This window comes from Streptomyces sp. NP-1717 (genome assembly GCF_022695985.1).
GTDB lineage: Bacteria > Actinomycetota > Actinomycetes > Streptomycetales > Streptomycetaceae > Streptomyces.
Genome location: NZ_JAAPBF010000166.1, coordinates 1 through 15638, shown reverse-complemented (window position 1 = coordinate 15638; position 15638 = coordinate 1). Strand labels below are relative to the sequence as shown.

General features: G+C 63.9%; 12 protein-coding genes and 1 pseudogene. 7 read left to right on the top strand and 6 right to left on the bottom strand.

What is annotated here, in order from left to right; genetic code table 11:
- Nucleotides 1-496 precede the first annotated feature (496 nt).
- Nucleotides 497-1606 carry a hypothetical protein gene (locus GXP76_RS26105; protein ID WP_242574048.1) on the top strand — a complete coding sequence of 370 codons (1110 nt, stop codon included), beginning with the start codon at nucleotides 497-499 and terminating at the stop codon, nucleotides 1604-1606.
- A gap of 70 nt (nucleotides 1607-1676) precedes the next feature.
- Here the strand turns inward: GXP76_RS26105 and GXP76_RS26100 are convergent, their stop codons facing one another.
- A complete protein-coding gene (locus tag GXP76_RS26100; protein ID WP_242574047.1) occupies nucleotides 1677-2483 on the bottom strand; it encodes a DUF6602 domain-containing protein in 807 nt (268 codons plus the stop codon).
- Nucleotides 2484-3172: 689 nt separating this feature from the next.
- On the opposite strand from GXP76_RS26100, the gene GXP76_RS26095 reads away from it, so the two are divergent.
- Nucleotides 3173-3880 (top strand): hypothetical protein, encoded by a 708-nt coding sequence (locus GXP76_RS26095; protein WP_242574046.1) that lies wholly within the window; start codon nucleotides 3173-3175, stop codon nucleotides 3878-3880.
- 207 nt (nucleotides 3881-4087) lie between these two features.
- On the opposite strand, the gene GXP76_RS26090 is transcribed toward GXP76_RS26095, so the two are convergent.
- The 3 genes from GXP76_RS26090 to GXP76_RS26080 all read right to left on the bottom strand — a co-directional run bounded on the left by GXP76_RS26090 (nucleotide 4088) and on the right by GXP76_RS26080 (nucleotide 8275).
- The gene (locus GXP76_RS26090) at nucleotides 4088-5434 is read right to left on the bottom strand and encodes an EVE domain-containing protein (protein ID WP_242574045.1); all 1347 of its coding nucleotides are present in this window, start codon (nucleotides 5432-5434) and stop codon (nucleotides 4088-4090) included.
- Nucleotides 5435-5537: 103 nt separating this feature from the next.
- Nucleotides 5538-6911: an ATP-binding protein gene (locus GXP76_RS26085; RefSeq protein WP_242574044.1), complete on the bottom strand. Its 1374-nt coding sequence runs from the start codon at nucleotides 6909-6911 to the stop codon at nucleotides 5538-5540.
- Between the two features lie 593 nt (nucleotides 6912-7504).
- Entirely contained in the window at nucleotides 7505-8275 is a 771-nt protein-coding gene (locus tag GXP76_RS26080) for a GntR family transcriptional regulator (RefSeq protein WP_242574043.1), read from the bottom strand.
- Nucleotides 8276-8436: 161 nt separating this feature from the next.
- Between GXP76_RS26080 and GXP76_RS26075 the strand changes: the two genes are divergently transcribed.
- The 4 genes from GXP76_RS26075 to GXP76_RS26060 all read left to right on the top strand — a co-directional run bounded on the left by GXP76_RS26075 (nucleotide 8437) and on the right by GXP76_RS26060 (nucleotide 11986).
- The gene (locus GXP76_RS26075; protein WP_242574042.1) at nucleotides 8437-8799 is read left to right on the top strand and encodes a hypothetical protein; all 363 of its coding nucleotides are present in this window, start codon (nucleotides 8437-8439) and stop codon (nucleotides 8797-8799) included.
- A complete protein-coding gene (locus GXP76_RS26070; protein WP_242574041.1) occupies nucleotides 8799-10100 on the top strand; it encodes an FtsK/SpoIIIE domain-containing protein in 1302 nt (433 codons plus the stop codon). Before GXP76_RS26075 ends, GXP76_RS26070 begins: the two co-directional genes overlap by 1 nt.
- On the top strand, nucleotides 10097-10291 hold the full coding sequence (locus GXP76_RS26065; protein ID WP_242574040.1) for a hypothetical protein: 195 nt from the start codon (nucleotides 10097-10099) through the stop codon (nucleotides 10289-10291). The genes GXP76_RS26070 and GXP76_RS26065 overlap by 4 nt, the downstream gene beginning before the upstream one ends.
- Nucleotides 10292-10564: 273 nt before the next feature.
- Nucleotides 10565-11986 carry a replication initiator gene (locus GXP76_RS26060; RefSeq protein WP_242574039.1) on the top strand — a complete coding sequence of 474 codons (1422 nt, stop codon included), beginning with the start codon at nucleotides 10565-10567 and terminating at the stop codon, nucleotides 11984-11986.
- A gap of 179 nt (nucleotides 11987-12165) precedes the next feature.
- Here GXP76_RS26060 and GXP76_RS26055 read toward each other — a convergent pair whose 3' ends face one another.
- Both GXP76_RS26055 and GXP76_RS26050 read right to left on the bottom strand, forming a co-directional pair.
- Nucleotides 12166-13602 (bottom strand): recombinase family protein, encoded by a 1437-nt coding sequence (locus GXP76_RS26055; protein ID WP_242574038.1) that lies wholly within the window; start codon nucleotides 13600-13602, stop codon nucleotides 12166-12168.
- A gap of 31 nt (nucleotides 13603-13633) precedes the next feature.
- Nucleotides 13634-14419, bottom strand: a pseudogene (locus GXP76_RS26050) (aminotransferase class I/II-fold pyridoxal phosphate-dependent enzyme); the annotation flags it as partial.
- A 752-nt stretch (nucleotides 14420-15171) separates the two neighbouring features.
- On the opposite strand from GXP76_RS26050, the gene GXP76_RS26045 reads away from it, so the two are divergent.
- Nucleotides 15172-15638, top strand: a 467-nt coding sequence (locus tag GXP76_RS26045; RefSeq protein ID WP_242574037.1) for a DUF2617 family protein, incomplete at its 3' end; no start/stop codon positions are given.

Genomic DNA, 15638 nt, shown 5'->3' with positions numbered 1-15638 from the left:
CTGGCGAGGGTGGCGGCGGCGCGGTTGCGGAAGGCCAGTTGAGCGCTCACAGTGTCGTGAACGGGAGCCTCGAATGTCAGACCTCGGCACGGCAGCCGCTACCGGACGGAGGCTGGTGTGCAGCCCCGTCTGGCCTCGTTGAGGTCGACCATCTTCTGATCCGTAGCTCTTGCCCTTGGCCCACTACCGGGTAACTCGGGTTGCTTTCGCTCGGAACGTTGCTGTAGGACGCTGGCGTACTGGAGCCGGTCCAGTGGTCCGGAGGTCTCCTGTCTCCTGGCAGTGACCGGCTGGCTTACTTGCCTCTAGTCTCTGCGCTCACATTCCAGCAGTTCACGGTCGTGGGGACGGCTTTCCAACTTGTCTCAGCCCACAGATCGTCAGCGGCTGGTCGAGCTGCTCCCTGTGGTGCCTTCGACTGCGGTGTAGTGGGTGGACGTTGGGCTCTGGACCTCGTCCCGACGGCGCTGTCAGTGCACTGATTTAAGGTCAGCTCATGACCGCTAGCATTGAAGTGATCAATCCCGGGGACGTCCTCACTCGCGCGCAGATTTGTCCAGTGTTCGGCGGAAGTACGCAGGGCGGGATCTGTGCTGCTATCGAGGAGCGCAACGTCAACCTCTACTCCGACCCGGAGGTAGGCGAAAAGTTCGGCTACTACGACGGCTGGTTGGCTGAAGAAGATGAGTTGGGAGCTGTCTTCGAGTACACCGGCGCGGGCAAATCCGGCGATCAGACCTTCGAGGGCGTTGCTGGCTCGGGGAACCGGGCGATCATCCGGCATGCCGAACAAAATCGAGTCTTGCGAGTCTTCACGCAAGTAGGCAAGGTGCCTGGGAGCGACACAAAGACGCATCGATACCTGGGACCGTTCACGCTGGACAGCATCGAACCCTACGTGTGGCGGAAGGTCCACGGTGAGGATGGGGTTGAGCGCAACGTCATCGTCTTCCGCCTGCGTGCTGACGGCGACGTACAGCGTGCCCAGCAGGATGTGATCCCTCCTGCTGAGAAGACCGCGGGCGAGTTCGTGTCCTTCCAAGCGGTCACCGCGGCCATGTTCCAGACAGACCCTGCCACGAGCGGATCCCTCCCGCTCCCCAAGCAGCGTGTGCGTAAGGGGACTTCTGCACGCAAGCCGGCTCCCAATGCGGAGACCAGCGGCACTTTCGTTGTCCCTGAAGCATTCGGAACCCACTTGAGTGTCCGGGCTGCGACTGCCGCCACAGTGGCCGTGCGTCATGAAGCTGAACTGACACTGGCGTACAAAGCTCACCTGGACGCCGCTGGGCGCCGAACGGGCGCTTACCAGATCAAGGTGAAGGGTCTTACCTCAACGCTCCGCACGGACCTCTACGACGCGACGGCTCACGTGCTCTACGAGGCGAAGGGGTCCAACTCCCGAGAGGACGTGCGGATGGCCCTTGGGCAAATCCTGGACTACGGCCGCTACGTCGACATGCCAGAGCATGAGGGTGAGCCAAGGCTCATCATCCTGTTGCCGGCCGCCCCGGCGCCCGACATGTACAACCTGCTCGACCGGTACGACGTTGGCGTCGTCTACCGATCAGATGATGGTCGTTTTGTCGGAGATGCTGTTCCCTAGGGCGAATGTAAACCGGATGCCCGCTCCGCTATCGATCGCCGTACGGTTATGGCTGGGGCGTAGTACTCACCTAATGTGCCCACACCTTGGCGATTTTTCCCAGCGGCGTGGCTCCAGAGTAGGGGAGTAGGTCAAGTGGATTCATCCACGCATCTGAGAAATGAATGTTGAGGTGAATTGCGAGTGGAAGAAGAATGTCTTGGTCTGGGTCAGCGTCGATCTGAAACAGTGATGCTCCAGGCGCCGGAGATCTGAAGAGTGAACTGGTGCGCGAGTCGCCCCACTGGAGATGGCCCTTTCCGATGACCCACACGCTGTCAGGCCACTCGCTAGGGTTGCGACTTTTGCACCAGCTCATGAGGTGATTCCCGACAGTTTCCAGGTTAAGACTATTGAAAGCAACGATCATTCCCGATGTCGGGAAGTGTTTGTGAGTTACTCCGTAAGCCTTTGTGGTGCGGGGAATCACGCCGGAGATGGGGCGGTAGGCAGTTTTGGGCATTCTGCGCAACCTGCTGATCTTGCTGCAAGCGTCTGTGAGTTCAACGCCATCTAGCTTTGTCTTTACTTCGATCATTCCGTATACGCATTCGTTGGGAATGATTCGAAACCCTTTGAGGCTAGTAAATGGTGGCGTCCCGCGGTCAATAAGAACAATGTCAGACTGCGGTGAGACGTCACCGTTCGCTGCGATAACTTCCACATTGTGCACGGCTTCGACATGCGTTGGTAGGTATCCGGAAAGGAACTGCTGGATAAGTACTTCGCGCGACGTTCCGGCCTCGCCGCTATGCTTGAAGTTTTGCGATTGTTCAAAGTCGGCGTGCATCCTCTTCGCCACAGAGCTGAGGATTCTTCCCAGTTTCTCGGTAGTCATGCGAAGATCTTAACCGTGCCCATTGAGTGAGAGCAAAGAATTCGGATCCGGTTCGGCATCCCCGGCTCACACGCTATCGGTTTGTGCGTTTTTGACGGTTCTGGCGCCTGGGTGACAGCATCAGTAACCGTGGTGCCGCATGCCCTTAGAGCGATACCAAGTGGTGGCCGTTCGACGGCACGGCTGTACGCCGTCGTTGGCAGCGACTTGCCAGGTAGTTCTCTCGATGCGAACTACGGGCGGCGCGTTCATTGAGATCCGTCAAGCTGATGAGCCCGTTGCCCCCGATGTCGGTCGGATGCGGTTGAAGCGGTTGCGGTACATCGCTGCTGTACCGTAACCACGTCCGGCACCGGGGGCGAGGCCGGATGATTCTTCGACTTGCTCCGCGCGGTACGCGGCGCGATACTCCCGCCAGAGCGGCGCTCTCTAAGTCTGTTGGTGGACTGTGCGCAGGCTGTGCGTCGGCGTTCATGGCCAGACGTCAAGCCTATGCCTGCTGTGGAACGTGCCTGAACGGCCCTGAGCGTAAGGGGAGTATACGCGTTGCCAAATGCCGTGCGGTTGAAGGGCAACGTGAGGCATAGTCGTCCTAGTGCAACAAGCTAAAGGAATGTCGACAGTTTGCAATCAACCTTGCCTGGCAGTCTGTTCGGCGGTTATTAAGCTTCAATCGTGGATTGGTTTAAATGATTGATGATGGTCCAGCTTTTAAATTTCTCTTGCATCGGTCGGTTAAGCGCTTTGACCTCGATCTCGCAGCGTGGCCGTGGCCTCCAGATCGTGGCGGCAACGACTGGGGGAGTTACTGGCAAGTACGCTTCGAGGACACTATTTTTCGAGTTGGCCTCGGCGTGCGAAAATTGATCGAAGCTGCAAAACTTTCTATCGAGGTTCAGGCGCGCCCAATTGACGTGATGTTCGCGCCGTTGCGCGACAATCTCGTCCCCAACAGTCAAAATTCTCACCGAGTCAATGAATATTATGAAACCGAGGCGATGCGCCCAGAAAAAATCCCGGTCCTGGCCCTTTGCCACGCCGTAGTTCATTCTCACATCTTGGTTCCCCGATTCTCGGTATCCGGAAGCACCGGCCTAAGACTCCAGGATTTCTTTCTCGCTTCAGATAGAGGGCGAAAGAGAGGCGTCTACCTAGTGAGCTGGGAAACGATTGTTCGCGAACTAGTCACGCCGGTGGTAATGGACAATGTTATCTCGATCCGCATTTGGTCCACTCTCGATGGTGAGGAGCTTAGAATCCCCGCATCGACCGATCGTCCCGCCGAAGAGCACATCGAGTTCTACAAAGATATTTCAACTGGAAATGCCAATGCCGTCGAGAAGTTTTTGATCAAATGGAGGCAGTCCCACGGCCTGTCGCCTGAGGTTACTTTGTGATTTGAAGATTCCACTCAAGACACGAGCCACCTTGTGTGGTTCGCCGCTCCAGGTTGTAAGGGTCATGCCTTCATCGGATCGCAGGGGCGGAGCCGCTGCGACACCCGCTTTAGGAGTTCGATCCGTTGTCCGGGGTGTGCCTGCCCAACGGTGGCGACGCTGTCCCAGCGGTCCGCCGAGAACTGCTTGTGTCCACCGCCGTTGATGTCAGCCCTGGATGTCAGCCTCGGTCGTGCGGAACGCTGACTCCTCCTCGCCTGGCCACGCAAGCGTCACGCCGACCCGCTGGCACAAACCGATCCACCGCCGCTCAGACGGCTCACGCTCCACCCACAAGACCGCCGAAATCTCCGGTGCCCTCTCTCGGAGCTGATCTTGATAGTCAAGGACCTGGCCGAGCCCCGCACGAAGCTGACGGGCCTCGTTCGACGTGTTCAGTGACTTGACCTCGCACACGGTCAAGCGGCCCTCATCTTCCCGCCATGCAAGGTCGAAGTCGGGATCGGAGACATCGGGAGACAGGGCAACGTACCCGCGGCTCTGGGCTTCGGCTGCCAGCAGGTTTTGCAGCCTCCGGTGGGTCGACAGGTTGCGTCCCACTAGGTCGGGATCCGGTGCGCTCGGTGTGGCCGGTGCCGGCGCGACGGTTTCGTCTTGCGCCACATAGTCCCGCCCGATCTCGACTTCGGGCGTGGTGATAGTGGCCTTAACTGGCACCATGTGGAAGCGGATGACCTTCCGCAGCTCACCACCACCGGTAGCCGGCGCCTCGTCTTTCGTGTACGGCTCCTCGGCGTCGAGCGTCCACTCCCCGAGGTAGCGCACCGTCCCCCGGGCCCCGTCGAACAGACGCAGTCGCTTGCCGGTCTGGCTGTGGTCCAGGATCGCCCTGTTGCCCCGGACTATCTTTTGGTTGCCAGTCTGACCTTCCCCCGTGTAGTGGAAGGTGCCGTCCTCATTCCAGGTGTCGTAGTAGCCGTGCTGGTGACCTGAACTTGGCGCGGTGAAGATCAAGATGTTGTCTGAGGTGCTGCAGGGAGAGATGCCGTTCTGGCTGCTCCCCCCGTACTTCGCGTGGAGGGCGACCCGGCGGATCTCGTCCCCCGGAACGAGGTCCCAATCTGAGTCCGCGCCCTCTGACACGTCGATGGCGTCGCACACTGCGCGCCATTCTTCATCAGTCAGGCGGTGAGGACTGCCGGCAAACGGCTGCCGACGAATCGTGGCGTTGGCCATGCGCGGATCGTGAAAGAGCCGCTGCTTCGGGACTCGCAAATCCAACCACTTGTCGACCACCAACGGGACGAAGTGCCGCGGCCCGGGATCTTCGGCCCAGTAGCGGAGGTCAGGCTGGCCGTACTCGGCGGCCCCGGTGAAGTGGCCGTAGGCAACCACACCAGCGTTCTGACCGCTTACCCACAACACGAACTCGTCGCCGGCGGCCACGTCGCCCACGAAGCGCACGACGGTCCAGGAGTCCAGAATGTGACCGTCGCGGCGGTGCCCGTCAAGGTCGAACTTCTTCGGGTTGCAGCTCAGAAGCCAGGTAGCCATCTATCCCCCAGGGAGACTTCGTTGATCTGATCACCCTAGGCGACGGCACTGACATCCCCTCAGCATAGGGGAAACAGAAGGGGCATGATTAGCCGTTAGTCAGTTACCGCTCCTTAATCACCAATCTATAGGCGTATCCGCGCCCCGCAGTACCAGGCATGTGCTCAATTTCACCCGCCGCAATCAGATTCTCAAAAATCTTTTTCATCTTACTTTCACTGCCGATGCCGGTCAGCTTGCGCGCCTGCTCATTTTTGATGGAGCCATTAACGCTCAGGAAATCGAAAACTTGCTGGGCCGGGGAGGCGAGGCTCTCGTGGCGAATTGACACCATTACAGAATTAGCCGTCTCTTCGATCACCGGTGATCGAAGATTCAGCTTCTTCATCGAATCAAAGGCCGTATTGAGACCCTCCCCTACATCTTTGTTAGGGGGGTCAGGGAAGCGATTAAGGTGGCGTACGAGGTAGGGGTTCCTACTCAGGCGCTCATCCAGAATGTTACTGACTGTGATGTGCCCAGGAAGGCGGCCAGGGCTTTGAATTTCGATCCTGTTCTCAAAAATCCTGATGTGAATATCATCTGTCACTGAGTAATCTCGATGCAGCACCGCGTTTGTGATGATTTCATGCAGTGTCTCGTGAGGGTAGCTGACCTTACGCAGGCCCTCGTCGTCCAGATAGGCAGCAGACTCAACCATCTTGACGGTCCTATCAACGGCGGCGTAAACCTGCCGGTAGAGGGACCCTTCAATAGTTACTGGGTCCTCAACCAGGCGGTCTCGCGCCTGCTCTTCGCTGCTGTACCGGTAGATCTTGATACCACAGCGCTTCGGCAGGCAGGCTTGCGGTTCGTCGGCAAATAGCAGGGTGGCTGCAACTACTGGCTTTCCGGAAACTAGCAGGTGCTGCTTCCTCAAGTACGTGTCCGGTTCTGAAACCGGCACCGCACTCAGTAGATACTCAATGATCGCCTCGGAGTTCGTGACGACTTCAGCATCAATCGCCATAGTTTCGGACTCGAAGGATTCGATCCCCTTCTGACGGCGAAGCGCGATGAGTGCTTCATCCGAGACAACCGGACTATTTTGCGCACTCAGCCGCTTATATACCTTGCCATCAGAAGACTTCCGAATGAATCGAGATTTCCGGGCATTTACATGGAGAACATAACCGGCCAGTTCGCTACAAAATAGAAACTCTCCGTCAATATCCGTACCGAAGGGCGACACGGCCTCAAGGGCCGCGATTAGCTGGTTCGCGTCCTCTGGATCCGAGAAGCCGTCCCACGAAAATCCGTGGGGGTTCTCAGTGACTCCGATATATAGATCTCCGCCATCAGCATTGCAGAAAGCCGATGCAGCCCTAGTAATCTTCGCAGGTGCTATGCGCTTGTCCTTGAAGTCGAGGAAGTGCCCCTCCTGTTGTTCGAGAAGCTGCGTGGCCTTCTCCATTGAAATCGAAACTGTCTCGAACAAGATTCCCCCTACCCCAATGCCTCACTTGTAATGAACCATACGCCAGGACGGGGCTGGCCAACATGCCCTATCAGGGTGGAGCAGTGGTGCTGGCAGGTCGGGCACCGCCGAAGACTGACAGTCCAGTGGGTCCACCCTTCACCCACCACTCGCCCCGGCTTCCATCCCGTCCGCCTTCGACCCACACTTCGTGGAGCGGGCGCGGCCCAGGGCGTCAAGGTGGAGCGCGCCACTGTACGAACGACCTTGACGCCCTGGGCCGCGACTGCTCGGCTCTGCCTGGGTCGAAGGTGGTCGGGATGGGAGCTCCACGACGCTCGCCCCACTCCGGCCGGCACTCGCGAACGGCGCCCCTCCCATCCCGGAGTCTGAGCGCCCCCGCCGGAGGCATCCTCTTGAGGTCGCGGGCTGGGTTCTCGACTCATGCCCTCGGGCCTACACAGCGGGCGCGCGTCGGCGGCGGCAGCGCCGAGCGGGCCGGAGGCAGGAGCGCGGGCGCAGCCAGAGCCGGGAAGCGCGCCCGGCGGAGCGGAGCGCAGCCGGGTGCCTTGAGTAAGTGAAGACAGGTTTCGACAGTTCGTGGGGCGCTCGGTTCAGACGGCGTGGAGTGCGCGGGGGCTGTCGGCGGTGATGCGGTAGGCGAGTTGGGTGCGGTCGGCGCCGGTGCGGAGTTCTTCGAGGATCAGTGGGTGTTGGTCGGTGCTGTGGGTGATGCGGGTGGCGTGGATGATCGGGGTCGCGTCAGGAGTGTGGAGTGCGGCGCGTTCGTCGGGCAGGGGCATGCGGGCGCTGACGGTTTCGTGCCAGGTGAGTGTGTGGCCGGCCTTGGTGAGAAGGGCGTAGATCTGTTCCGGCTCGGTGTCCGGGGCTTCGGCGAGCTGCTTCACCTGGTCCGCGGTGGAGAACGGGATGAGGATGCGGTGCAGTGCGCGGGTCTCGGTGTCCGGGTCGGTCAGTAGCCGGTCCACGGCGAACAGTGCTTCGCCTTCGGGCAGTTCGAGCAGTGGGCCCGTGATCGCCGTGGCGGTGGTGCGGTAGACCGTCGGGGCTTCGGCCTGCTGCCACTGGTGGTGGCCGGTGCGGAAGGTTTTGCCGCTGCGGGTGATGGTCCGTTCGATGGTGACCGCCGGGGCGGGGAGCGCGCGGACGTAGCTGCCCTTGCCGTGGATGACCTCGATGAGTCCTTCTGCGCGCAGTGCGGCGATGGCTTTGCGGACGGTGGGCCGGCTGACCTTGTAGCGGTCGATGAGCTGGGCTTCTGAGGGGAGTGGGGCTCCGGGTGTGTATTCGCCGGCGCTGATGCCGCTGCGGATTTCGGCGGCAACCTGCTGGTACAGCGCACCGGGTCGCTGGATCTCTCCCATGCCGGGCCTTCCTGGTCACCTGTTGCGGATCATCATGACGTGAGCTGACGTCACTCGTAAGCATAAGTGGTTGCGCTTCTCGGTCAAGACATGCACACTCTCCACTCGTAAGTACGAGTGACATCATGTGATGTCTCGATGATCGAGGAGACCCCACCTTCATGCAGTCCATACCTGTGGACACATCCCGGCTCGGCGTACTGAGGTGCGCCGTCGGGCCCGAACCCAAGATCGCAGATTTCGAAACCAAGGAGGTCAAGAGGGACAAGGAAGGCAACACCATCTACAGCGTCGCCGTGACGGTCCGCCAGGAAGGGCGCCGCGTCTCGGTGATCGAGATCTCCGTCACTGGCGAGCCCAAAGGAGTTGTCGAAGGCGCAGAGGTACGCGTGACCGGCCTCGACGCCTTCTCCTGGGCCATGGGCGACCGGCACGGAATCAGCTTCCGCGCCGCCGCCATCACCCCCGTACCCGCCAGCGGAACGACGACTGCCGGACCTGCCGGCAAGGGCGGTGGAGCCTGATGGGACCGATCCTGCTCGCCTTCTCCCTCGCCCTGCTGGCCTGGCTGCTGGTCATCGGCAAAGAGGTGCAACAGCGGCGCCCGGACTGGCACTGGTACCTCACCGGCTACCCCCGCACCGCCCTCCTGGTGATGGCCACCTGGCGCAAGGTGGCATACGTCAACGACCTGACGGTCTCCCACAAGCCCAATCACCACATCGTGGGCGGCATAGCCGTCAAGGGTGAACCCCTGCGAACCCTCACACCGCGCTGCTCCTTCCCCCGCCCCACACCGAACGGTCTGGAACTGACGGTCCGGCTCCGAGCGGGGCAGACTCCGGCCGCCTTCCTGGTAGCGGCTGACGCCTTCGCCCATTCATGGCGCATGCACGCGGTACGCGTCACCTCGCCGGAGCGTGGCGTTGTACTCATCGCGGCGACGGCGAGTGATCCGCTGAAACGTCCCGACCGTCCCGCCGTGCAGGAGTCGGCGGCGCTGCTGTCGGCGGTCGTCGGAGCCCTGGAGACTGGTCGGGCGTGGGTGATGGACTTTCGGCGCGTGCCGCACTGGCTGATCGTCGGCGCGACGCAGTCGGGTAAGTCCACGCTCATCGCGCGGCTGATCACAGAACTCGCCCCGCAACCAGTCGCCTTGGTCGGAGTCGACTGCAAGGGCGGCATGGAACTGGGCCTGTTCGAACAGCGGCTCTCTGCCCTGGCCACCTGTCGCAGTGAGGCGGTCACCGTGCTCGGCGCGCTGGTGACCGACATGCAGGAGCGCATGAGGCTCTGCCGTGAGGCGGGCGCCCGGTCGATATGGGACCTGCCCGACAAGGAACGGTCGGTGCCGGTCGTCGTGATCGTCGACGAACTGGCAGAGCTGTACCTGACCAACGGCAGCAAGGAGCAGCGGGCAGAGGCCGAGCAGTGCTCGACCTATCTCCTGCGGCTGGCCCAACTTGGCGCGGCACTCGGCGTCCACCTGGTGGTGGCCGGCCAGCGGATCGGCTCCGACCTCGGCCCCGGAGTCACCGCCCTACGAGCCCAGTTGGGCGGCCGGATCTGCCACCGCGTCAACGATCCCGGCACGGCGGAAATGGCGCTCGGCGACCTCAACAAGGACGCCGTGGTGGTCGCTCAGTCGATCGGTGAGACGGAACAGGGCGTCGCCGTGACGACGGGCGACCTGGGCGGCTGGATGCGTGGCCGGTCCCATCTGACGACAACGGCCGAAGTGCAGTCGACCGCTGGGGAGTTCTCGGACCTGACCCCGTGCCTGCCGTACCTGTCGAACCCGGTCGAAGGGGGTGCTGACGCATGAGCGAGTCGACGGCTCTGCCTCTGATGCTCGTCTTCGGGCTCGTCACCGTGCTTCTCGTCCGCTCCCGCGAGGTGCGGTGGTGGGAAGCGGTGCTGATCGCCCTGTTCGGCATGTACCTCGGACAGACACCGGTCATCTTCACGGCGGACGGCCTCGTGAACTGGTTCCTGTCCGGCTTCACCCACACCTGAGAACCGGGAGAGACCAGACCATGCCCATGCGCCGAGTCCGCTGCCCGATCTGCAAGGGCGAGCGCTACCGCAAAACCCGTACCGGCCACCGGCGGCGCTGCCGCTGCTGCCGGGGCACCGGCACCATCCGCTGAACCACCCACCCACTGACAGACCGGGAGCGATCTCCATGGACGAATCCCACCCAACCCAAACCATCCGTGCCGCTACGGCGGCCCAACCCGGGAGGTCGCCACCATCCCCGCCGAGAATCCCTCGGCTGACAGACGCGCCGTGCTCGACCGCGCGGCGCGTCTGCGTCAGCTCTCCGAAGTCGACCAAGACCTGATCAGCCTCGTCCAAGACCCCCGGTTCGGCCGGTGGTTGGAGCAAGTGAGCGCTACCGGCGGCTGCGCCCACCCGATCCACCTCACCGGATCGACCACCACCCGCGACGCCGGCACCGGCGAAGTCCTGCACCACTACGACACCGCCACAGAACCCGGTGAACGGCTGCTGATCCGCTGCCGCAACCGCCGCGCCACCGTCTGCGCCCCCTGCTCCCGCCTCCACGCGGGCGACACCTTCCACCTGGTCCGCGCCGGACTCGTCGGCGGCAAGTCCGTACCCGCAGACGTACAGGAGCGCCCCCGCCTCTTCCTCACCCTGACGGCCCCCTCTTTCGGTCCCGTCCACCGCACCACCACAGACGGCGAACGATGCCGTCCCCGCCGTCACGCTGACCGATGCGAGCACGGACGCTCACCCGGCTGCCCGGCCACCCATGACGAGACCGACCCGTTCGTCGGCCAACCGCTGTGCCCCGGCTGCTACGACTACCCGGCTCACGTCCTGTGGCACGCGCACGTGGGGCGGCTGTGGAAGGCGTTCACGGACAACCTCTATAACCACCTGGCCACGCGCACCGGTCACACCCGTGCCGCTCTGCGCCATGCCGTGCGGATCTCCTACGCAAAGGTCGCCGAGTACCAACGGCGCGGCGCCGTCCACGTACACGCCGTGGTCCGACTCGACGGCGCACACGGACCCGACACTCCGCCCCCCGCTTGGGCGACCGCCGAAGTCCTCGCCGCCGTGGTGCGCACCGCTGCGGCGGCCGTACGACTGCGCACCCCGTACAGCTCAGCCGTGGGGGAGCACGAACTGCGCTGGGGCGCCCAACTCGACGCCCGGCCGCTCCGAGCCTTCGGCGGTCGCGAGGGAGTGGCCGACGACGCCGTAGCCGCGTACGTCGCGAAGTACGTCACCAAGGGAGCGGCCGACGCCTCCGCCGGCCTCGACCACCCGGTGACCAGCCCGGACGACATCACGGCAGCACGGCTGTCAGCTCACGTACGCACCCTCATGGGCGCCTGCTGGCGACTCGGCGGCCTCCCCGAACTGGAATCGCTACGCCTGCGGGCCTGGTCCCACACCCTCGGATACCGGGGCCACATCCTCACCAAGTCCCGTGCCTACTCGACCACTTACGGGGCCCTGCGCGCCGAACGCGCCGACCATGAACGGGTCGCGCCCGATTACACCGACGAACCCGCCGCGATCACCGATGCCCACTGGCGATACGTCGGCTCCGGACACACCCCCGGCGCCGCCCTCATCGCCGCTGGGGTCGCTGAGGACCAAGCCCAGAACCGCGAGATCTCCCGCGAAGAACTGGAGTGCATAGCCGCGGGCGGCGGTGCCCGTGACACATGACGAACGGGTTGGGCCTCAACGAGTAGCGGCCTGCCGGCCCGCCAAGAGGCCGTGTCTGGACCCTGATGAGAAGTGGGCGGCGGCCGTGCGTCGCGAGGCTGCGAAGTTCCCGACTCGCATCGGGCCGAGGAGCGCGGCCAGACTCGCACAGCTCCTCGGCCCATGAGGGGCACTTCTGCTCAGTCCAGCCCGTTCGGCTTGATGGTGATCCGGTCGGTGTCGAAGTTGCCCACGCCGGACGCCGGTCCGATGACGATGCCTCCGAACAGGAACCGGTAGATCGCGTTCATGCGGGCGTAGTCCCCATCCACCTCCAGCCGCTTCCAGCTCTCTTCGGCGCCCGGCCCTGTGATGCCCTCCAGAACGGCCACAGGCCGTACAACGGTCTGCTTCTGCCGCTCCTTCATCCGTGCCTCGATCTCGCGTCGCTTCTGCCGGTACTCACGCGTGGGCATCTCGTCGGCGTCCCACATCTCGTACAGGTCCTTGAGCTTCTGGGCGTCCTTCTCGTCCGCCTCCACATCGGTGGGCGGCCTGGTGGTCGCTGCGGGCGCACGGCCGCTGATGTCCAGCTTCGACAGCACCTGGACGGCGACGGCACGCGCGAAACGCTCCAGGGGCTCAGCCGCGATCGTGCGCTTGCACGCCGTTCCGTCCACGGCCATCCGGCGCGTACAGCGGTACTCGGGGACGCTTCCGGAGCTCCCGGCCATCGTCCGGCCGCATGTGCACATGACGACGCTGCGCAGCAGGTAGTAGCGCGTCGGTTTGTTCTTCTCCGCCGACCTCTCGGCGCGGAACTTCCGCTTCTCCTGGGCCTCGTCCCACTGGCCCCGGTCGATGATGGCGGGCCAGTTGCCGACGCCGTGTTCCTCGCCCCGGAACATCCGGATACCGGCAACGTGCCGTGAGTCGATCAATGCCCGGACGGTGTCGGGCCCCCAAGTCTTCCCCAACGCAGTCGTGATCTCACGCTCGTTGAGGTCGCGGGCAATGGCGCGCGGTGACTGCCCGGCGAGGAACCGTCGGAAGACCTCGCGGACGATCTCGGCCTCCGCCTCGATGATCTCCATGCCGTTCTTCGTGTAGCCGTAGCGGCGCCGGCCGGTATGCGGCGTACCCGCGTTGGCCCGGTCGTCCATCGCGTCCTTCAAACGGCGTGAGGTGTCGTCCGAAGAGCGGCAGGCGTGAGCCACCTCGATACGGAGGATGAATCGGTCGTCAGGGTCGGTGAGATCGCGCCGGTTCGCCTCGCCGTGCAAGGTGATGTGGTTGCTGTCGGAGATGGACAGCAGCTCTTCGAGGTCCCTGGGCTGCCTCATGAGCCGGTCCGGGTGGTACGCGATGAGGTGGCGGATACCGCCTTCTTCCATCTCCTTGAGCATGGCGTCCCATCCGGGGCGCTTGCGGTCCCTGCGCCACGCGGAACGGTTGTTGTCCACGAAGATGTTCGATGCCGGGACTAAGAGGCGCAGCCGCTCCGCGATCTCCCGGCAGATGCGCTCTTGGCGGTCTACGCCCGTCTGGTCGTCGTCATCGACGTGGGATATCCGGCAATAGATCGCTGCCTCTTCGCCGGGGGTGATGGCCTGCTGCTTCGCCTTGTTGTTCGCCATGCAGAGGAGTGTACGAACAGGGAATGAGTCAGCCGACCTTCCACCCGGTGTACGAGAAGGTCTTCCCGCTCGACGAGATGGTGACGGTGCGCTCGCGCATCCCCGGGAAGGCGGCGACGGGCAGGTGCTCGCCGTCGAAGACCAGGTGTTCGTACACCTCGTCGGTGACGACAAGCAGGTCGCGCTCGACGGCGAGCGCGGCCACGGCCGCCAGCTCTTCGCGGGTGAGGACCGTTCCGGTCGGGTTGTGCGGGCTGTTGAGGAGGATCAGCCGGGTGCGCGGGGTGACGGCGTCGCGCAGCTCGTCCAGGTCCAGGTGGTACGCGCCGTCGCGGGGCCGCAGCGTGACGGGGACGCGGGTGCCGCCCGCGAGGGCGATGGAGGCGGCGTACGAGTCGTAGTACGGCTCCAGGGCGATCACCTCGTCGCCGGGCTCCACGAGGGCGAGCAGCGACGCGGCGATCGCCTCCGTGGCGCCCGCCGTGACCAGGACCTCGGTGTCGGGGTCGTACGCCAGGCCGTACCGCTTCAGCTGGTGGTCGGCGATCGCGGTGCGCAGCTCGGGGACGCCGGGGCCCGGCGGGTACTGGTTGCCGCGCCCGTCGCGCAGGGCCCGTACCGCCGCCTCCCTGACCTCCTCGGGGCCGTCGGTGTCGGGAAAGCCCTGGCCCAGGTTGATCGCGCCGGTCCGGACGGCCAGCGCCGACATCTCGGCGAAGATCGTCGTCCCGAACTCCGCGAGGCGTCGGTTGAGCAGGGGGCGGCGGCGCGCCGGGTCGTCGCTCGCGGCGGGCGTCGGGGGATTCGTGGCGGTCATGGCGGCCATCCTGCGCCGAAGCTCTGGAGTTGCTCAAGTCTGCTTTGGGCTCGCGAGGCGAGGGCATCCCCCAGTCACACAAAAGAAGACGGCACGGAGCCGAACACTGGCGAAGCCGGTCCCGCTACGACGCGGGGGCCTCGCTTCGGGGGAACAGAAAGACGGTGAGGACGATGAACGTTGTGGGGTTGGCCTTCGGGCTGCTCGCACTGTTGGTTGTCGGGTTCTTGATCATGATGGGCAGCTTCTCGAAGCGCCTGCGCGCACGGAACAACCGGGGGGTCCGCCTCTCGCGCGGCCGTTCCGGCGCCGGCGGGAGTGGCGGCGGTGGTGGCGGCGAGGGCGCGAGCTGGTGGTCCTCGGGAGACGGCGGCGGCTCCTCGTCCTGCGGCGGAGGTTCGTCCTCCTGCGGTGGCGGCGGAGGCAGCTGACACGGGGCAGCTGGTCCGTGGTCATTGACGGTGCCCGGTGGAACGAACTTCCGCCGGGCATCGTCATGTTGGGCCGCCGGGAGCCCGAAGGGGCCCGAATTCGTTGAACAGTTGAACTGTGGTGCCCCCGAGGGGATGGAAACCACGCCAAGTTGGGTAAAAACGCTGTGAGCGCCCCTTACTTCGTGATTCTCTCGCTGTTGAGATTTTCCAGCCCCGGACCTTGGGCCTCGAACCTCGGACCTTCGCGCGGAGCCGAGCAGACGATCTCCTACTTCCGTCAGTTCTCAGTCTCAGTTCTCGTGTTTGCGGAGCCGACCCATGCTCAGAACTCTCAACACCGCCTACACCGACACCCGTTCGGCCGATCTGGCCTGGGCGCTGGGGCGCGAGCCGCTGCCCGCGCTCGCCGTCCTCGATCTCGAACTCGGCGGCGCCAAGGTACAGATGAGGCTTCTTGGCGCCTCCCATCAGGTACTTCTCGAACAGGAGCAGGGCAGTTGCTCCGAGACGGTGGCCTGTATCCCCGGCAGCAGCACGCCCTTGCCGCTCGGCGTCGCGGAGCGCGTGGGGGAGTGGAGCTACGAATTCGCGGCGCGTGTCGAGACGTTGTCGCAGGGCTCGTTCGCGGGGCGCGCGCAGGAACTGCTCGCGCTGGTCGCCGACCATCCGAACGGGCTCGCGGGGACGTTCCCCGGTGACCCGCACGCGTTCACGGCGATGCTCGTGCGGTGGCACGAGGGCCAGGTGTCGTGGCGCACCTGGCACGCGTATCCCCAGGAAGGGGC